This is a genomic window from Siminovitchia terrae, from assembly GCF_003605405.2.
GTDB classification, from domain to species: Bacteria; Bacillota; Bacilli; order Bacillales; family Bacillaceae_C; genus Siminovitchia; species Siminovitchia terrae.
Window position 1 is genome coordinate 379,265 of sequence record NZ_QYTW02000002.1, and the last position, 18,586, is coordinate 397,850.

Below are 18,586 nucleotides of genomic sequence, written 5' to 3' on the forward strand. Positions count from 1 at the left end.
GATGTACAAATCTACAAACTTAGATATGTTTACATTTCCATTTGTAAATTTCAAGGATAAGACTTACCGCTATTCCAATGACCTGGTGGCACTGCCAGAGGACAAAGTGAACTTTATGAAAATTGCTCCAGAATATGAGGCGCAAATTAGAAGAAAAAGGGCAATGTTGGAGAAACAGCCTGATGTTCGCTACCAGTCGTTTCCACATACAATGGAAATGCAGTGGGAGTTTGTCGAATTACTCATCGGTTTGGCGGTAGATAAATATCCTGAACATTTCAGTGTTGAAATAGACGGGGATCAATGGACTTTTACCAACCATATTCTCGGAGAAACAGAAAAATTTACTTTTGGGGATGAATCTAGTCTTTCGCATGAACCTTACGACATGATTGGCCGTCATTTCCATAATGACTTTATGTTAATGGTCAATAGGGATGATAACTTCTATCTTGAAGTTGCTCAGGAGTCTTTTGCAGCTTTGTTCTCTCCAAACTGGAATCTTGGAATGAGCTTTAATGAGATACATGGACCTGTTCCGTTTAAAAGCCGGGACGGAGTACATCTGACAGATAGAATTCGCAAGTTTTTGTTGACTCTTGAACCAGGTGCACCAAGAACAAGAGTCAACTGGAACCTGATGGCAGATCGCTGGGATGTAAACTATGAAACGATGGATGTTTGGGGACCCCAAAGGGAAAAAGTGACAAATGAAAATGCTGGAAAGCTGGTACATCTTCGCGTTGAAGAGCAATGGTTCATCCGTATGCCGCGAAGCAATGCGGTCTTGTTCGTCCTTGATACACAGTTTCTACCTTTGGAAGACCTGGTGAAAAGACCTGACTGGTTGGAAATCACTTATTTCAACCTTGCGGATATTCCGGATGATATGGCGGAATACAAGGGAATGGCACCATTTTTACCTCAGTCAGTCGAATACTTGAAAAACTTGATTGAGACGATGAAAGTACAACAATAAAACTTAGTAGAAAGGGAGGAGCACTTTGTATAGTAGTCCAGTATTATATGATCAATCAGAAACATTAAAAGATGAACTTACTTTTAATAATAAAAGGAGAAAGCATCTGATCGTTTACGATCAAAAAGCTGCAGAAGACATCATTCAGACATTGGACAATCATTCGCATGATCAGTATGAGGCTCTTGAAATAAGAGATTCTACTAATCTTCAGGATTTACGAGTCCTGCTCTACAGTCAAAAAATGGGTACTCAATTATACATTGCATCAGATTGGGATCACGCTGTTACGGTCTTTACCGAGGCAGTGGAAGCAGGCTTTACAGAAGATGAAATTCAGGTGATCATATACGGCCCTACAAAACGTTACGTCTATTGTGTCAAATGCTATAACACAAGTGAAACCACTTACGATGATGAGGTCCAGTGCCCACACTGCAGTATCCATATGGAAGTTGGACCATTTTTCTCAAAAGTCCGTAAAGGTTACATCGGATATCCATTCAATCCAAATTAACAGCAGAAGAAAGGACTGAGATAAAGTGCTGAGAGTATATGGAAATATTGAAATGATTGTAGAAAAAATCGAACAGGTAACAGACAGCGTCAAACGCTTCTATCTTTATCCTGCAGATAAAAAATTACTGCCAGCGTTTACTGGTGGTGCGCATATCACGACGTATGTGGATGCTGGAGATGAAATTATTGAAAGGGATTACTCCCTCGTCAGCCACCCGACTGATCGGGCTAATTATTCCATTTCGATTAATCGTGATTCTAATTCAAGGGGCGGTTCAGTTTACTGGCATGATCATGTAAAAGTGGGGGACACAGTTAAAACAAGTTTGCCAAAAAACCATTTTGCATTAGGGTTCCACGCTAAACATCATGTATTTTATGCTGCCGGGATTGGGATTACTCCATTCTTGACGATGATGGCTGATTTGGAAGCCCAAGGTAAAACCTTTGAGCTCCATTATGCAGCAAGAACAAAGGAACAATGTGCCTTTTACGATTACCTGAACGAAAAACACCCTGGGAAATGCACTTTCTATTTCTCAAGAAGTGAGCAGCCGGTTCGGATGACACCTGAATCAATGAAGGATCATAGAATTGGAAGCCATGTTTACTTCTGTGGGCCGGTTTCCATGGTTGCAGAATTTAAGGACGCAGCCTTGTCTTACGGTTACCCTGATAAATCAATTCACTTTGAACTATTTGCTAATGACACTGGGCCCAAAAATCCATTTGTAGTCGAGGTAGACAACCAGGTGATTGAAGTAACGGAACAGCAAACATTGCTTGAAGCGCTGTTGGATGCTGGCATAGAAGCACCATATTCTTGCAAGGCTGGCGGATGCGGGCAATGTGAAATAGATGTTGTATCAGGTGCCGTGGATCATCGCGATATCTTTTTCAGCGATGAAGAAAGAGCTGAAAGAAATAGCATTTTGACATGCTGCTCAAGAGCTAAGGAAGAAAAACTTGTTTTAAAAATATAACAACATACGAGGTGGACAAAAATGACAGTAAAAACAGATGTGCTAGAATTAAACAATTATATCAATGGTGAGTGGATAGGTCCTTCTAACTCAGATAGAAACAAAGTAATCAACCCTGCTAATCAGGAAGTGATTGCAGTAGCCCCAAGAGCTACAAAAGAAGAAACAGAAGAAGCGATTGCTGTAGCCAAATCCGCTTTTGAAAGTGGCGTATGGTCCGGTCTGACTGCTCATGAACGAAGTGAATATTTGAACAAAATTGCAGATAAAATCGACGAGAATTTCGATGAACTCGTAAGGTTAGAAGTAATGGACAACGGTAAAATTAAGGCAGAAGCAGAATTTGATATTGCTGACGCTGCCGGCTGCTTCCGTTACTATGCAGGTTTGGTCTTGGCGCCTGAAGGTGAAACATACCAAGTTCCTGAAGATGTCCAGGCAATGATTGTCAAAGAGCCCGTCGGGGTAGCAGGGCTTATCGTTCCTTGGAACTTCCCGCTGTTAATGAGCGTCTGGAAAATCGCTCCAGCCCTGGCTGCAGGAAATACGATTGTATATAAGCCTGCAGAAGCAACACCGATCACCGCTATGAAATTGGTTGAGATCATTGAAGAAGTTGGTGTCCCCAAAGGTGTTATCAACCTTGTCATGGGTAGAGGTTCTGTTGTCGGTCAGACAATCGCAGAAAGCAAAGACGTCGATCTTGTTTCCTTCACCGGAAGCACAGAAGTTGGCCGGGAAATCATGAGAGCAGCTGCAGGAAATTTGAAGAAAATTTCTCTTGAGCTTGGCGGAAAATCACCAAACATCATTTTTGCCGATGCGGATTTTGAGACTGCGATTGACCATGCTTTAATGGGAATCTATTTTGGTTCTGGCCAAGTTTGTTCAGCGGGAAGCCGTGTATTAGTAGAAGAGAGCATTTACGATAAGTTCGTAGAAACCTTCGTCGAACGAGCAAAATTGATCAAAGTTGGCCCTGGCCTAGATGAGAACTCTCAAATGGGTGCGATCAACAGCGAAAGCCAAATGAATACAATCCTGAAATATATTGAAATTGGTAAAGAGGAAGGTGCTACGCTGGCTTTTGGGGGCCGCCGTCTGACTGAAAATGGGTTGGATAAAGGATTCTTCATTGAGCCGACAGTATTCACAAATGTAACTTCCGATATGAGAATTGTTCAGGAAGAAATTTTTGGACCGGTTGTCACTATTCAAAAGTTCAAAGATGAAGAGGAAGCAATTCAACTTGCAAATGATACAGATTTTGGCCTTGCTGGCGGTGTTTTCTCAAATGATGGAGCAAAAGCGCTACGTGTTATCAAAAAGGTTCGAGCTGGAATTACTTGGGTGAACACATTCGGTCCAACATATAACGAAGCTCCATGGGGCGGTTACAAAATGAGTGGAATCGGACGTAGCCTTGGAACTTACGGCTTGGATGACTTCCAAGAAATCAAACAGATTAATATTAACCTTGCTGTAGAGCCTTCAGGCTGGTTCCCAAATAAATAAGTGATTGATAAAGAGAAGTGGTCCTCACTTCTCTTTTTGAAAAAATTACAGTTTTTTCAAGGAGATGGCCACTATAAAACAAACAATTAGATTACGGGAAAAATTGTATCAGTTTTTTGTTATATTGGTGCCAATTTTAGTAGCCAATGTGGCGACTTTCTCCATGAGTTTTTTTGATGTTATGATGACCGGAAATTATTCCGCCACACATTTAGCAGGCGTAGCTGTTGGTTCCTCTTTATGGCTTCCAATACAAATGGGAGTTGGCGGAATACTTTTATCAGTGACTCCTATTATTGCCCACCTTTTGGGTAAGAGGAAAGTGGACCAAGTTTCTTCATATGTCGTTCAAACAATTTACGTTGGAGTTGCTTTGTCCTTATTTATATATATGTTGGGGATGTTTTGTTTAAATCCCTTGCTGGATTTAATGGACTTGGAAAAAGATGTTCGATATGTGACGAAATACTACTTGATTAGTCTTGCTGCAGGATTCATTCCCTATTTCATTTATTGTGGACTCCGCGGATTTATTGATGCTTTAGGAAAAACGAATGTCACAATGCTGATCACCTTACTAGCACTTCCAATCAATATCATTCTGAACTATATACTGATCTATGGAAAATTTGGTTTCAATGAGCTGGGTGGTATAGGAGCTGGTGTTGCAACTGCTCTTACATACTGGATCACTACTTTGCTAGCGATATTGATTATTCATAAAATCAATCCTTTTGTATCTTATGGCATTTTCAAATCGTTTCAAAAGATTCATTTTGAAAAGTGGAAGGAAATTCTTAGGTTGGGGGTTCCAGTAGGACTGACAATATTTTTGGAGATTAGCATATTCTCCGCAGTCACATTGCTAATGAGCCAGTTTGGAACGGTTGTGATTGCCGCTCATCAGGCAGCTCTCAATTTTGCCTACCTATTATATATGCTTCCTCTAAGTATTTCGGCAGCATTGACCATTTTGGTTGGCTTTGAAGCGGGAGCCCTGCGATTTAAAGATGCTCGCTCCTATAGCTTTCTGGGGTTGGGAACAGCGGTCCTATTGACAACGGTTTCAGGTATGCTCCTATTTGTTTATAGGGTGCCAGTGGCGGAGCTATACAGCAAAGATCAATCTGTGGTTAATTTGACGGCCCAGTTTCTTCTGTATGCTGTATTCTTTCAACTGTCAGATGCATTTCAATCTCCCATTCAGGGCGCTCTTAGAGGGTATAAAGATGTGAATGTAACGCTTGTTATGTCTATTGGTTCCTACTGGATCATTGGGTTGCCGTCCGGACATGCTTTGGCAGTATTTACAGGAATGGGGCCTTACGGTTATTGGCTGGGATTGATTATCGGCTTGGGGATCGGAGCTATAACTTTGTCATATCGTCTTTTCCATGTGCAAAAGAAACAAAAAAGTCAAAGGGACTTGCAGCAGATGATTAGTTGAGGGATTTGCATCTGAGAGAGGAGTGAATGAATGGAAAGCCAAAAAGTTACAAATCAAAAGGAAAAATATTCGGTGTATTTTCCAACTCTCTCCAAAATGAAGGGGGCAGGCGCAAGCCCTTTAAAGATAAATGTAAAAGATGCGATGACAGGGCTGGTTGGTGGATTTTTCACCATCTCTGTTTTGGCGATGTTGACTGGTTCAACTTCAACAGAATGGTTAATGGCCCCATTTGGTGCAAGCTGCGTTCTAGCCTTCGGGGTTTGGAATGCACCATTATCGCAGCCGAGAAACATCATTGGCGGACATTTGATTTCAACGTTTGTCGGTTTGGCTGTATACCATACGTTGGGAAATGGCTCATGGGCAATCGGTTTGGCCGTCGGACTCGCTATTGCTGCATTGATGCTGACAAAAACTACACATCCGCCTGCAGGCGCAAACCCTCTTGTTGTGATGATGGGGGAATACGATTGGAATTTTTTATTTTCACCTGTATTAATTGGTTCTATTATCGTAGTTGTCTTTGCGCTAACTATAAATAATTTGCGAAGTGATCGGCACTACCCGACGTTTTGGGTATAAAATATAAGGAGGGATATTACCTTAGCTATTTTTGTTTTTCCTTCTATTTTTTGAAAAGACAGGTGAGATTCGCTCACCTCCTCACAACTAGTACTTGGAATTCTTTGTTCCCAAGGCTTTTAATTGGTCCATCAGTTTGTCTCAAGATTTTTCGTTTCTCACTAAACAAGCTAGTCATATTGCTTTGTTTTTATTCTTGTGTTGTCACTTCTTTGAGGGTATATTTCTTTTTCTCGGGCTAGTCCGGAAATAAACAGGTTATTTTAGACGGGACTCTCTGAATACATACTACAGAGTTATATTTTTTACTTCTTTATTAAATAAAGGCCCGTCATAAACGAATGTGTGGTATTCTCCCGATTCACCCATGGGACAAATGCCCTTTTCGCTAATGTCTTTTATAAAATGGTCATCCAGCAAACGGCCGACCCAATTTGAAGGTAACAGATCTTCACGAACTTTAATGACTTCGGCTTTATAGCCAGTATCTACAAACCTTTTCAATGCTTGCAGCATTCCCGATCGATTTGACCATAAAGGGTAAACTGCTTCCAACTCGGCTGCATCTGCAAGGTTTTGCCCCCATTCTCTATGTCCATCCAAGTACATGTCGCCAAATGCAAGGGCATCTAGCTTATATTTGATTTTCAATCGTTTTAATTCCTTCAGGAAATCATCTGTATATGTATCATATGTGCAGTGAATAAACTCCATCGGGATTTCAAGTGAATCTGCCTGTGCTTTAATTTTTTTCATATCTTCGTTATGAGCAAATGTTTTACCTGTTTCCTGAGGCACGGTTGTCACCAGACAAACAACCTTTTTGCCGGTGCTAGTCAACTTATGAAGAGCCATGCAGCTATCTTTTCCTCCACTCCAAGATAAGGCAATCTGTTTCATCATTTTCACATCCTTAATTGTGGTGTCTATAATTATAGTACATTTTAACTTCATTCAGCAGAAGTCTCCCACATCTGTAAGTGGTGAGATGAGTGCATATTGGTATTTCATTCAATCATTTATATCAAATACGCCAAGACGCATTTGATATAAATGATTGAATGAAGATCAGACAAAATACGAGCATTTCCTGGGAAATTTTTTGAGAAATTGACGGAACTGAACAAGTAATTGTCCGGTTTCCGAATTCTCTTTCACCAGAAAAATGGAAAAAAAGATATCCGAATCCCCATGGTCTGAAGAAGGGGCCTCCAAATCCCCATGGTCTCCTCCATATACTCTTAGCTCCACGCTGTATTGTCATCATAGGATATCCATACGGATCTTGATAATAATGATTCAATTCAGGTTCTCCTCATCTTTTTTATTAAAATGTACAACTTATCCTATGCAAATGACCCATAAAAGGGCATTAGAATCATGGGCAGAACAGCAAAATGGGCTTTTCTCATAGATTTTAAGAGATTCTTTATAAAGAATTTAAAATTCAAACCGATATTATCCGTAAGAATTCAATTTTTACCGAAGGAGAGAAAGAGGATGATTGGATCGATCGGAGGAAGGCTTCCAGTTGAAGGTGCTGTGATGCCTGTGCGCTCTGTTATCGGCAGCGGTGAGTCCACCCGGGAGTCAACCACATCGAAAGAACGATCATACGAGCTTTCGGAAAAAGATGCGACAGCATTGCTTGAAAGAGCGGTAGCATTTGCGAACAGCCACCTAAAAACATCTAAGCAATATTTGAAGTTCGAGTATCATGACCAGTTAAATAAATATTATGTAAAAGTCGTAAATGAAGAGACTGAGGAAGTGGTAAGGGAAATTCCTCCTAAAAAGCTTCTTGATATGTTTGCGGCAATGGCGAATGTCATGGGAATACTTGTAGATAAAAAAATATAGGAAAATAAAAGGAAGTGACAAATATGCGAATTGGCGGATTAGCTAGTGGGATGGACATTGATCAGATCATTAACAATATGATCAAGGCAAAACGAGTCCCCCTTGATAAAATGAAACAACAGAAACAAATTCTTGAATGGAAGCGGGACGATTACCGTACTATTAATACAATGATGCTAGGCTTTCGTAACCAGTTGGGGCAGTTGAAACTAACAAGCAATTATCGAGCGCGGATGGTGTTTTCCACGAATGAAGAGAAAATATCAGCTACAGTGACGAGTGGAGCGTCGCAGGCTTCGTATACGATTTCGAAGGTGGAACAATTGGCAACGGCTGCTAATCGGGTCAGTGGACAGGTTGAGATTAATGCAACTGAAAGTTTTTGGAGTCAGCTGAAAGACTCATCTGATGTCATATGGGAAAAGGGTGTTGTAGAAACAAAACACTCACAGGTCAAAGGCGGTCAAATTGAATTAGATCTGAATGGAGACAATATTGTTCCAGGCACGTTTAGTGTAGACGGGAAGTCATATACTGTGATAACGGCAGGAGAACCCACAGAAGGACAAGTTCTTATAGAAGATGGTAAATTAACATTTAACGAAAATGAAAAATTACCGGAGGACAGCTCTGTAAAGATTGATTATGCTCTTAAAGAAAAAACGGTCAATCATACTCTTGGTAAAGATCAGAATATGATCAGCCTTGGGAAAGGGGCGCTAGCCAGCCTTTCAGTAACAGTGGGTGAAGGTACCGAGGCAGTTACATATGTATGGGATGGCACTAATAACAATGGCTTTGGAGTGCTAAAAAATGGTGATGACGTACTCGGAAAAGTAGATCTGGCAAACGGAAACATTTTGTTTGAACTCCCTCCTGAAGAACTGCCGCCGGAAGGAACAAAGATATCAACAACCTTCAGCCAAAACTTTACATACTTTGAGGTAGGGGCCCATACATCTAAGGGTGAAGTCAATGAGAGAATTTTTGTTAATGGAAATGAGTCTTTGAATAATGTTATACGTAAAGTGAATGAGTCCTCTGCTGGAATTACTATGTTTTTCGATGGGCATACAAAAAAGATCACGATGACACGAAAAGAAACAGGAAATTTTAACACTGACGGTAGTGAAATATTTTTTTCCGGCGGAGTAATTAGCAAAGTATTAAACTTTGAAAATAGTAGTGAAGAGGGTGGCCAAAATGCTATCTTCACCATCAACGGTCTTGAAACTGAGCGGACTTCCAATACCTTCTCTATGAACGGTGTTACTTTTACATTGAAACAAACTTTAAAAGAAACAGATCCGCCGATTACGGTTAACGTCTCCAACGATTCGGAAGGCGTAGTTAAAACAGTCAAAGATTTCGTCGACCAGTACAATGCACTGATTGACGAAATCAATAAAAAGCTCAATGAAGAGCGCAACAGAAAATATCTCCCGCTCACTGATGATGAGCGTGAAGAGCTCTCTGACAAACAGCAGGAAAAATGGGAAAACCTCGCCAGGAGCGGACTTCTCAAAGGTGATCCACTATTATCCGGGGTTTTGACAAATATGCGTATGGATATGTCTAGTACCGTCGAAACAAACGGGTTGTTCAGACATCTATCTGCGATTGGCATCACAACAACAAAGGATTATCTTGATGGTGGAAAACTGGAAATTAATGAAGGAAAATTGAAGGAAGCACTTGAAAAAGATCCGGAAGCAGTAGAAAATCTATTCCGAGGTACCGGATCAAACGATTCAGAGCGTGGAGTCATCCATAAGTTATATGATACGGTGAACGAGTCGATTACCAAAATCCAGGATCGGGCTGGCCGCGCAACTTCAAAGAACCAGCAGTTTGCTTTGGGAAGAGAATTAATATCTGTCGATAAAAATATCGCCAGTTTTGAAACAAGGCTGAAAATGCAAGAAGAACGTCTGTGGAGACAATTTACTGCCATGGAAAAAGCTATCCAAAGAGCAAACGATCAATCCCTTTATTTGATGCAGCAATTTGGCGGAATGTAGGACTATTTATGTTAGGAGTGGAAATATGGCAAGCAGGAATCCGTATGAAGCATACCAAAACAACTCAGTCACAACTGCTTCACCGGGAGAATTGACACTGATGCTGTATAATGGTTGCCTCAAATTTATCAATTTGGCAAAACAAGCGATAGAGAATAAGGAAATAGAAAAGAAGAACACAAACATCCAAAATGCACAAAATATTATTAGCGAACTGATTTTAACTTTAAATATGGACATCGAGATTTCCAAAAATATGCACTCCTTATACGAGTACGCAAACAGGCGCTTGGTGGAAGCGAATATCAAACAGGATATTTCCATTCTTGAAGAAGTCGAAGAAATAATGATGGAATTTCGCGATACTTGGAAACAGGTTATTCAATTGAATAGGCAGCATCAGCATTCCTCTCTGGAAAGTGTGAATCGATGAGTGCCGTCCAGGAATGTCTCGCTATTACAAAGAAGTTGGTGGACAAAGTAAACAGTATGGATGAAGCCAATCGTGAAAAGACCATAGGTCAAGTTGAGGAACTGCTTGCTAAGAGGGAGGAACTGCTTCCGGAAATCCGGCCTCCTTTTTCATCGCAAGAAAAGGCTGCTGGCAAAGAACTCCTAGAGCTTAATAAAGAATTGGCATTTTTGTTGGAGGAACTCAATAAGCATATCATACGGGATTTGAATGCAGTTGATTTAAAAAAGACATCGGCGGCACGGTACACTAACCCCTATATGAAAGTGCAAAATGATGGTGTTTTTTATGACAAAAGGCAATAACGCTGTTATCCATTCTACAAAAAGACTATAAAGTCAAGGTCCGGAAATCGCCGCCTTTCTCAGAATTTCGACAAAAAAATTCGCTTTTTTTTGCAGGATTCTGAGGTATGATATAGAAGTATATATACATAGCCTTTAAAGGAGGAGTTTATATGCTAAGGTATCAAATCCGCGGTGAAAACATCGAGGTAACTGAGGCAATTAGAGATCACGTAGAAAAGAAAGTGAGCAAGCTAGAGCGATATTTCATCGAAACTCCTGATGCAAATGTGCATGTTAATTTAAAAGTAAACCCTGATAAAAAATCTAAGGTTGAAGTAACGATTCCACTTCCACAGCTTGTTTTAAGAGCTGAAGAAGTGAACGATGACATGTATGCTGCAGTTGATTTGATTGTAGATAAGCTTGAGCGTCAAATTCGTAAACACAAAACAAAAGTAAATCGCAAGTTCCGTGAAAAAGGAGACTTGCACCAGTTGTTTGCGACTGGAGTGAACGGCACGGCTGCTGAAACAGCTGAAGACGAAGATGAATTGAATATTGTTAGAACGAAGCAATTCGATTTGAAACCGATGGACAGCGAAGAAGCCGTACTTCAAATGAATATGCTTGGCCATAACTTTTTCATTTTCACTGATGCGGAAACAAATGGAACGAATATCGTTTATCGTCGAAAAGACGGAAAGTATGGGCTAATTGAAACAAACTAAATGAAACCTTAAAGCACGCACCCTTCTTTTATTGGGAGGAGGCGTGCTTTTTGTTAGGAGTTTGCAAAAAGAACCGGATGATAAGCGGCTCATAAACCGTAAATTTTCGTATCAGTTATCTATATCGCCCATACCCCTGGCTTCTTCCCACCCTATATTTTTCAAAAAGGCCTGCCGTAAATCACCATATACAGCCCTTCGTGAATTTAAAACGGACTTATATTCGAATTCACACCAGACGCCCTCTCTCGCGTTATTGTCATAAAGTATTTATTAATGTTAAAATATAAAGATGATGTGCGCTAATGCACATGACAAAGAACCAAATATGTATTTTCGCCCGTATTTGATCATATAAGGGAGAGTAATATAAAAAATGATGGCTTTCATAACTAAATTATTTGATTCGAACACACGTGAATTACGTCGTCTTGATAAAATGGCAGCAGAAGTTAAAAAGCTTGGCTCTGAAATGGAGAAGAAATCCGATGAAGAGCTCCGGGAATTAACAGATCGGTTCAAAAGCCGTTATGCAGGTGGGGAACCCCTTGACAGCCTGCTTGTTGAGGCGTTTGCCGTAGTTCGTGAAGGAGCGCGTCGCGTGCTCGGACTGTATCCGTACCCTGTCCAACTCATGGGGGGGATTGCGCTTCATGAAGGGAATATCGCAGAAATGAAAACGGGTGAAGGTAAAACGCTGACGGCGACTCTTCCCGTTTATTTAAATGCGTTGACAGGTAAGGGCGTCCACGTTGTTACTGTGAACGAATACCTTGCCAGTCGTGATGCCCAAGAGATGGGACAATTGTATGAGTTTCTAGGTCTGACTGTCGGGCTTAATCTGAATAGCATGTCCAAGAATGAGAAAAAAGAAGCATATGAGGCAGATATCACATACGGTACGAATAATGAGTTCGGTTTCGATTATCTGCGTGACAATATGGTGCTTTACGAGGAAGAGCGCGTTCAAAGGCCGCTCCATTTTGCGGTTATTGACGAGGTGGATTCAATTTTGATTGATGAAGCCCGGACACCGCTGATTATTTCTGGCCAGGCTCAAAAATCGACCCAGCTTTATCTTCAAGCGAATGCTTTTGTAAATACTTTGAGAAAAGAAGAAGACTATACGTACGATGAAAAGACGAAAGGCGTTCAGTTGACAGAAGAAGGAATCAACAAGGCGGAGCGCTCTTTCCATATTGATAACCTGTTTGATATTTCACATGTAACGTTGAATCACCATATTAACCAAGCTTTAAAGGCACATGTGAGCATGCATAAGGACATTGATTATGTCGTCGAAGAAGGCCAGATAGTCATTGTAGACCAATTCACCGGTCGTCTTATGAAGGGCCGACGATTCAGTGATGGTCTCCACCAGGCTATTGAAGCGAAAGAAGGCGTCGATATTCAAAATGAATCGATGACAATGGCGACAATTACCTTCCAGAACTACTTCCGCATGTATGAAAAGCTTGCTGGAATGACAGGTACAGCAAAAACGGAAGAAGAAGAGTTCCGCAATATTTATAATATGCGAGTTGTGGCGATTCCTACAAATAAACCGATTATCAGGGATGATCGACCTGATTTGATTTATGCATCTATGAACGGGAAATTTCAGGCGGTCGTGGATGATATCGCAGAGCGCCATAAACAAGGGCAGCCTGTCCTTGTTGGTACAGTAGCGATTGAAACGTCTGAACTAATCAGTTCATTGCTTAAAAAAAGAAAAGTTCCGCATAATGTGTTGAACGCCAAAAACCATGAACGTGAAGCGGAAATCATTGCAGAAGCTGGAAATAAAGGCGCTGTAACTATCGCAACCAACATGGCTGGAAGGGGAACAGACATTAAGCTTGGGGAAGGCATTTTGGAACTTGGTGGTCTAGCTGTCATAGGAACAGAGCGCCATGAATCCAGGAGAATCGATAATCAGCTCCGAGGTCGTTCTGGTCGTCAAGGAGATCCAGGGGTTACTCAATTTTACCTTTCGATGGAAGACGAGCTGATGCGCCGATTCGGAACTGACAATTTGAAATCGATGATGGAAAAGTTCGGAATGGATGATTCTGAGCCGATTCAAAGCCGCTTGGTTTCGAGGTCTGTAGAGTCTGCACAAAAACGTGTAGAAGGAAATAACTTTGATGCTCGTAAGCAATTGCTGCAGTATGACGATGTTTTGAGACAGCAGCGCGAAATTATCTACAAACAGCGTGACGAGGTTATGGGAGCGGAAGACCTCCGTGATATCGCGGGAACAATGATTCAAACTGTTATTCAGCGTGCAGTTGATGCCCACACGCCTCATCATGAAGAAGAAGAGCAATGGAATCTGCAGGGGATTGTTGATTATGTCAATGCAAACCTCCTTCCAGAAGGAGATATCACCATCGACGATTTAAAACGCAGAGATCCGGAAGAAATGACTGAGCTTATTTTTGAAAAAGTCAAAGCTCGTTATGATGAAAAGGAAGAACAGCTGACGCCTGACCAAATGCGTGAGTTCACAAAGGTCATCCTACTCAGAGCAGTTGATACGAAATGGATTGACCATATCGACGCAATGGATCAACTGCGTCAAGGAATTCATCTGCGTGCGTACGGACAAATTGATCCGCTCCGCGAATATCAAAACGAAGGCTTTAACATGTTTGAAAATATGGTGGCTTCCATTGAGGAAGACGCTGCAAAATATATCATGAAAGCAGAAATCCGCAACAATTTGCAGCGGGAGGAAGTGGCAAAAGGACAGGCCGTCAATCCGAAAGAGGAAGGCGGTAAAACTAAAAAGAAACCTGTCCGCCGCAAAGAAACTGTCGGACGCAATGATCCATGTCCTTGCGGTTCCGGAAAAAAATTCAAACAGTGCCACGGTCGTCTTGGTTAATTGAAGCGGCCAATTGGATAAAATAAATACAAAACATCAGAGGTGGTAGCATGGAACTTTTTGAAATAAGAAGTGAATTGGAAAATACGGCTAAGAGATTAGCTGACTTTAGGGGGTCTCTTTGACTTAGAGGAAAAAGAGACTAGAATTGCTGAGTTGGACGAACAAATGGCTGATCCGTCATTTTGGGATGACCAGTCGGCTGCACAGACTGTCATCAACGAAGCCAATGCTTTAAAGGACTTGGTTGAAGAATACAAGGCTCTCTTTGAAACCCAGGAGGATCTCGAAGTCACTCTTGAGCTTGTGAAGGAAGAGAACGATCCTGACCTTGAGGCTGAGCTTGAAAACGACCTGGTAGAGTTCAAAGACAAGCTTGATAAGTTTGAACTTCAACTTCTATTAAGCGAACCGTATGATAAAAATAATGCAATTTTGGAGCTTCATCCAGGTGCTGGAGGGACGGAGTCTCAGGACTGGGGCTCGATCCTTCTTCGCATGTACACCAGATGGGCTGAAAAGCATGGTTTTAAAGTGGAAACTCTCGACTACCTTCCAGGAGATGAAGCCGGAATTAAAAGTGTGACCCTCTTGATCAAAGGGCATAATGCTTATGGATATTTGAAATCTGAAAAAGGCGTTCACCGACTTGTACGAATTTCTCCTTTTGACTCTTCAGGAAGACGTCATACTTCCTTCGTATCTTGTGAAGTTATGCCGGAGCTCAATGAAGACATTGAAATTGAGGTCCGGTCCGAAGATTTGAAAATCGATACGTACCGCTCCAGCGGTGCCGGGGGGCAGCATGTCAATACAACTGACTCTGCTGTCCGGATTACTCACTTGCCGACGGGTATTGTAGTGACATGTCAGAATGAACGTTCTCAGATCAAGAACCGCGAAAGTGCAATGAAAATGCTGAAGGCTAAGCTGCATCAGCGTGAAATCGAAGAGAAAGAAAAAGAAATTGCTGACATCCGCGGAGAGCAGAAGGAAATTGGTTGGGGAAGCCAAATCCGTTCTTACGTATTCCATCCGTATTCCATGGTAAAAGATCATCGGACAAATACAGAGGTCGGAAACGTCCAAGCAGTCACTGATGGTGACATCGATATGTTCATAAATGCGTTTTTGCGTTCCCGTCTATAAGAGGCCGAATAGTTGTCACTATTTTTCCATTAAAAGGAAATTGTGGTAACCTTATTGGTTTAAAAAAGCAGCTTTATTGGTATACTAAAAGAGCATCATTTTTAATAAGGAGATGTATACCTTGAAGAAAAAAATGTTGGCTCTCGTAATGAGTACTGGACTGGCCATCGGACTTGCTGCCTGTGGCGGCAATAATAATGACAATGCTGGCGGTGGAAATGAAGGCGGCGGAGAAACTGCCACAAATGACGCAGAAGCTATTTTTCAGCAAAACTGCTCAAGCTGCCATGGCGAGAACTTGGAAGGACGCAACGGCCCTGCACTTGATAAAATCGGCGCTTCTTTAAGTGAAGATGAAATCCATGACGTCATTGACAATGGTAGACCAGGAATGCCAGCTGGCATTATCAAAGGTGATGACGCAGACAAAGTGGCTGCATGGCTGGCTGAGAAAAAGTAATGTGTGATTTAAAGGATAAGCTGCAGCTTGTCCACAGCTTGTAGAGAAGTAGGTATTTTTTCTCTACAAGCTTTTTTAATTTTTGGTGTGAGTTTAGTATGGCAGAGTCTATAGTGAGGGAAGAGCACTGGTAGCCCTTGAAGAGAAATTAGTAAGACTCTAAACTGGTATAAGAAAGTGTAAATTAGCGAATTTAGCATTTAACTTCATTCAGCAGAAGTCTCCCACTTCTGTAAGTGGTGAGTTGAATGCATGTTGGTATTCCATTCAGCGGGGGTTCAAACCCCGGCTGAATAAAGTTAAAGCCTCCGGCGGATGCCACAGATTTTCAGAGGAATTTATCGAGCGCCGCTCGATAAATTCTGGGCGCAAATACGCCAAGGCGCATTTGATATGATGTTGATGGAATACGTCGATGGCGATGATTTTGATACATACTTACGGAAATATTGTTGGAAAGAGCTTGAAGTGAATTCTCCATTTTTGTTTCAGAGCGGTGTGGTTTTCCTAGTGGGGGGATGGAGCTTAATGCGCAGAGTGGCAATGCTACCCGAAAGAAAAATGATAAAAAAGACCTATTCCATTAACTTAGGCAAGAAAATATAGGGATTTGAAACTTTTGGCACAAGACATTAGAACCGGAAAATTCCCTTTTCTGGGATGTTGAAAAGCGCGTTTGAATACTTGCCCATTCACATTAGGTGCATGACTCATGTCACTTGCTCATCTTAGCAGCACTCGTACGTCAGAAACAAATTTAATATCAAAGCTTTGCAAAAGGTCCAATTTTAATAGCTTTTTCTCTTACGGAAAATTTTTACTGGATCAACAGTTTTTTCATGAATATCTAATATTATCGATTATTACTGTAATATGACATTTTGAAACACAAATGTAATATAAATGTTCCTTAAAATATGGGCCCCAAGTGTTATAATAGTTCTGGGTTTAAATTTCGATATAATTTGACGAGTTTTTCATAACCTGCGGTTTACAGGACAAGCCGCACTTTGAATGATTTTCTGCTTGTCACGCGGATTTTCACCTTGTCACAATGTTAAGTATAGTACATAACGAATAATTGTTTTTAAAGGAGTAAGGTGGTTTATATGATAGAGATGCAGGATGTGAGCAAGAAATATCCAAACGGTATTATTGCTGTAAACGGTTTAAACATCCTGATTAATCAAGGTGAATTTGTATATGTAGTAGGTCCCAGCGGAGCTGGAAAAACGACCTTTATCAAAATGGTATACAGGGAAGAAAAGCCCACTTCAGGAAAAATCATTGTCGATGGATTGGATTTGTCTAAGCTTAAAAATAGAGAGGTTCCATTCTTACGTCGAAATGTAGGAGTAGTTTTCCAGGATTTTAAACTCCTCCCAACTCTTACAGTCTTTGAAAATGTCGCATTTGCAATGGAAGTAATTGAAGAGTCGCCTAGAGAGATTAAGAGACGGGTTATGGAGGTTTTGGCTTTAGTTGGGTTGAAGCATAAAGTCCGGATGTTGCCATCAGAGCTATCCGGTGGAGAACAGCAGCGGGTTTCGATTGCGAGGTCAATTGTCAACAATCCAAAAGTTGTTATAGCGGACGAGCCATCGGGGAATTTGGATCCTGAAACATCTTGGGAAATTATGAGTTTGCTGGAAGAAATCAATATGCAGGGTACAACGGTCATTATGGCGACGCATAACCGTGAAATCGTAAATACGATTAAACACCGTGTTGTGGCCATTGAAAATGGAATCATTGTCCGTGATGAACAGCAGGGGGAATACGGTTATGAAAGCTAGGACGTTTCGGCGCCATCTTGGTGAAAGCTTCAAAAGTCTGCGCCGCAATGGATGGATGACCTTCGCCTCCGCAAGTGCAGTCACCGTCACGTTGCTGCTAGTTGGCGTTTTTTTCGTCATCATGCTGAATATGAATAAATTTGCCACAGATATTGAGAATGATGTCGAAATTCGAACACACATAGATTTGTCAGTGTCAAAAGAGAACCAGGAAGCACTCAAGAAAAAAATTGAAGAAATCGATCAGGTGGAGTCGGTCACTTTTTCATCTAAGGAGCAGGAGCTCGACCATTTGATCAAAACGATGGGGAAAGACTGGAAGCTGTATGAACAGGAAAATCCGTTGCATGATGTCTTCATTGTAAAAACAAAACAGCCGACGGATACTCCAGTAATTGCCAAAAAAATTAGTTCCTTTGATTTTGTGAATTCTGCAGTCTATGGTGAAAAAAAAGTAGAAAAATTGTTCAATACATTGAAGACAAGCCGTAACATTGGACTTGTTCTGATTATCGGATTGCTGTTCACTGCTATGTTCTTAATCTCCAATACTATTAAAATCACTATATTTGCAAGGCGCAGAGAAATCGAGATTATGAAACTGGTAGGAGCGACGAATTGGTTTATACGCTGGCCGTTTGTATTTGAAGGCATATGGCTCGGATTAATCGGATCGATTATTCCAATTGCAGTTGTGGCGGCAGGTTACTACTATGCCTATGACTTTTTAGCCGCGCGTATTCCGAATCAGGTTATTCAGCCGCTTTCGTACTCACCATTCGTTTATCAGGTCATCGGACTATTGTTGCTGATCGGCGTCATTATCGGCGCTTGGGGTAGCTTTATATCTGTCAGACGTTTTTTGAAAATATAAATGTTGAATTTATTTTACCCA

Annotated in this window: 18 protein-coding genes; 17 read left to right on the plus strand and 1 reads right to left on the minus strand. The window is 41.2% G+C overall.

From position 1 onward, the window contains the following. Position 1: 1 nt before the first annotated feature. The 6 genes from D5F11_RS04155 to D5F11_RS04180 all read left to right on the plus strand — a co-directional run bounded on the left by D5F11_RS04155 (position 2) and on the right by D5F11_RS04180 (position 6,028). Complete coding sequence (locus tag D5F11_RS04155; RefSeq protein ID WP_120119524.1) at positions 2 to 979, plus strand: heme-dependent oxidative N-demethylase family protein; 978 nt, start codon at positions 2 to 4, stop codon at positions 977 to 979. Positions 980 to 1,004: 25 nt separating this feature from the next. Beyond that, on the plus strand, positions 1,005 to 1,496 hold the full coding sequence (locus D5F11_RS04160; RefSeq protein WP_120119525.1) for a dimethylamine monooxygenase subunit DmmA family protein: 492 nt from the start codon (positions 1,005 to 1,007) through the stop codon (positions 1,494 to 1,496). A gap of 25 nt (positions 1,497 to 1,521) precedes the next feature. Next, the gene (locus D5F11_RS04165) at positions 1,522 to 2,481 is read left to right on the plus strand and encodes a PDR/VanB family oxidoreductase (RefSeq protein ID WP_245998063.1); all 960 of its coding nucleotides are present in this window, start codon (positions 1,522 to 1,524) and stop codon (positions 2,479 to 2,481) included. Positions 2,482 to 2,520: 39 nt separating this feature from the next. Then, positions 2,521 to 3,996, plus strand: a complete 1,476-nt coding sequence (locus D5F11_RS04170; protein WP_120119529.1) for an aldehyde dehydrogenase family protein — start codon at positions 2,521 to 2,523, stop codon at positions 3,994 to 3,996. Positions 3,997 to 4,069: 73 nt separating this feature from the next. Then, positions 4,070 to 5,443: an MATE family efflux transporter gene (locus D5F11_RS04175; protein ID WP_185830495.1), complete on the plus strand. Its 1,374-nt coding sequence runs from the start codon at positions 4,070 to 4,072 to the stop codon at positions 5,441 to 5,443. 30 nt (positions 5,444 to 5,473) lie between these two features. Next, positions 5,474 to 6,028 (plus strand): HPP family protein, encoded by a 555-nt coding sequence (locus tag D5F11_RS04180; RefSeq protein ID WP_120119527.1) that lies wholly within the window; start codon positions 5,474 to 5,476, stop codon positions 6,026 to 6,028. Between the two features lie 288 nt (positions 6,029 to 6,316). Here D5F11_RS04180 and D5F11_RS04185 read toward each other — a convergent pair whose 3' ends face one another. Continuing rightward, positions 6,317 to 6,982, minus strand: a complete 666-nt coding sequence (locus D5F11_RS04185) for an adenine nucleotide alpha hydrolase (protein ID WP_245998064.1) — start codon at positions 6,980 to 6,982, stop codon at positions 6,317 to 6,319. A gap of 546 nt (positions 6,983 to 7,528) precedes the next feature. On the opposite strand from D5F11_RS04185, the gene flaG reads away from it, so the two are divergent. From flaG to ftsX, 11 genes are all read left to right on the plus strand, one after another. After that, positions 7,529 to 7,888 (plus strand): flagellar protein FlaG, encoded by a 360-nt coding sequence (flaG, locus tag D5F11_RS04190; protein WP_120116072.1) that lies wholly within the window; start codon positions 7,529 to 7,531, stop codon positions 7,886 to 7,888. 23 nt (positions 7,889 to 7,911) lie between these two features. After that, positions 7,912 to 9,909 carry a flagellar filament capping protein FliD gene (gene fliD / locus D5F11_RS04195; protein ID WP_120116071.1) on the plus strand — a complete coding sequence of 666 codons (1,998 nt, stop codon included), beginning with the start codon at positions 7,912 to 7,914 and terminating at the stop codon, positions 9,907 to 9,909. Between the two features lie 25 nt (positions 9,910 to 9,934). Beyond that, positions 9,935 to 10,342 (plus strand): flagellar export chaperone FliS, encoded by a 408-nt coding sequence (gene fliS, locus D5F11_RS04200; protein ID WP_120116070.1) that lies wholly within the window; start codon positions 9,935 to 9,937, stop codon positions 10,340 to 10,342. Beyond that, positions 10,339 to 10,686: a flagellar protein FliT gene (fliT, locus tag D5F11_RS04205; RefSeq protein ID WP_120116069.1), complete on the plus strand. Its 348-nt coding sequence runs from the start codon at positions 10,339 to 10,341 to the stop codon at positions 10,684 to 10,686. The genes fliS and fliT overlap by 4 nt, the downstream gene beginning before the upstream one ends. A gap of 152 nt (positions 10,687 to 10,838) precedes the next feature. Then, complete coding sequence (hpf, locus tag D5F11_RS04210) at positions 10,839 to 11,396, plus strand: ribosome hibernation-promoting factor, HPF/YfiA family (protein WP_120116068.1); 558 nt, start codon at positions 10,839 to 10,841, stop codon at positions 11,394 to 11,396. Positions 11,397 to 11,772: 376 nt separating this feature from the next. Then, a complete protein-coding gene (secA, locus tag D5F11_RS04215; protein WP_120116067.1) occupies positions 11,773 to 14,286 on the plus strand; it encodes a preprotein translocase subunit SecA in 2,514 nt (837 codons plus the stop codon). A gap of 50 nt (positions 14,287 to 14,336) precedes the next feature. Continuing rightward, a protein-coding gene (gene prfB / locus D5F11_RS04220; protein WP_244861989.1) for a peptide chain release factor 2 occupies positions 14,337 to 15,435 on the plus strand; the annotation gives its coding sequence in 2 pieces (ribosomal slippage) (positions 14,337 to 14,399 and positions 14,401 to 15,435; 1,098 coding nt in all). 121 nt (positions 15,436 to 15,556) lie between these two features. Further along, positions 15,557 to 15,895, plus strand: coding sequence for a cytochrome c551 (gene cccB / locus D5F11_RS04225; RefSeq protein ID WP_120116065.1), 339 nt, complete (start codon positions 15,557 to 15,559; stop codon positions 15,893 to 15,895). 315 nt (positions 15,896 to 16,210) lie between these two features. Beyond that, a complete protein-coding gene (locus D5F11_RS04230; protein WP_120116064.1) occupies positions 16,211 to 16,501 on the plus strand; it encodes a hypothetical protein in 291 nt (96 codons plus the stop codon). Between the two features lie 503 nt (positions 16,502 to 17,004). Next, complete coding sequence (ftsE, locus tag D5F11_RS04235; RefSeq protein ID WP_120116063.1) at positions 17,005 to 17,691, plus strand: cell division ATP-binding protein FtsE; 687 nt, start codon at positions 17,005 to 17,007, stop codon at positions 17,689 to 17,691. Then, complete coding sequence (gene ftsX, locus D5F11_RS04240; RefSeq protein ID WP_120116062.1) at positions 17,681 to 18,565, plus strand: permease-like cell division protein FtsX; 885 nt, start codon at positions 17,681 to 17,683, stop codon at positions 18,563 to 18,565. The genes ftsE and ftsX overlap by 11 nt, the downstream gene beginning before the upstream one ends. Positions 18,566 to 18,586: the final 21 nt, after the last annotated feature.

Excerpts from the sequence above, each read along its gene's own strand:
- D5F11_RS04155 (WP_120119524.1), top strand. The coding sequence starts at position 2 with ATGTACAAATCTACAAACTTAGATATGTTTACATTTCCATTTGTAAAT.
- D5F11_RS04180 (WP_120119527.1), top strand. The coding sequence starts at position 5,474 with ATGGAAAGCCAAAAAGTTACAAATCAAAAGGAAAAATATTCGGTGTAT.
- D5F11_RS04185 (WP_245998064.1), bottom strand. The coding sequence starts at position 6,982 with ATGAAGTTAAAATGTACTATAATTATAGACACCACAATTAAGGATGTG.
- flaG (WP_120116072.1), top strand. The coding sequence starts at position 7,529 with ATGATTGGATCGATCGGAGGAAGGCTTCCAGTTGAAGGTGCTGTGATG.
- fliD (WP_120116071.1), top strand. The coding sequence starts at position 7,912 with ATGCGAATTGGCGGATTAGCTAGTGGGATGGACATTGATCAGATCATT.
- fliS (WP_120116070.1), top strand. The coding sequence starts at position 9,935 with ATGGCAAGCAGGAATCCGTATGAAGCATACCAAAACAACTCAGTCACA.
- fliT (WP_120116069.1), top strand. The coding sequence starts at position 10,339 with ATGAGTGCCGTCCAGGAATGTCTCGCTATTACAAAGAAGTTGGTGGAC.
- hpf (WP_120116068.1), top strand. The coding sequence starts at position 10,839 with ATGCTAAGGTATCAAATCCGCGGTGAAAACATCGAGGTAACTGAGGCA.
- secA (WP_120116067.1), top strand. The coding sequence starts at position 11,773 with ATGATGGCTTTCATAACTAAATTATTTGATTCGAACACACGTGAATTA.
- D5F11_RS04230 (WP_120116064.1), top strand. The coding sequence starts at position 16,211 with ATGCCACAGATTTTCAGAGGAATTTATCGAGCGCCGCTCGATAAATTC.
- ftsE (WP_120116063.1), top strand. The coding sequence starts at position 17,005 with ATGATAGAGATGCAGGATGTGAGCAAGAAATATCCAAACGGTATTATT.
- ftsX (WP_120116062.1), top strand. The coding sequence starts at position 17,681 with ATGAAAGCTAGGACGTTTCGGCGCCATCTTGGTGAAAGCTTCAAAAGT.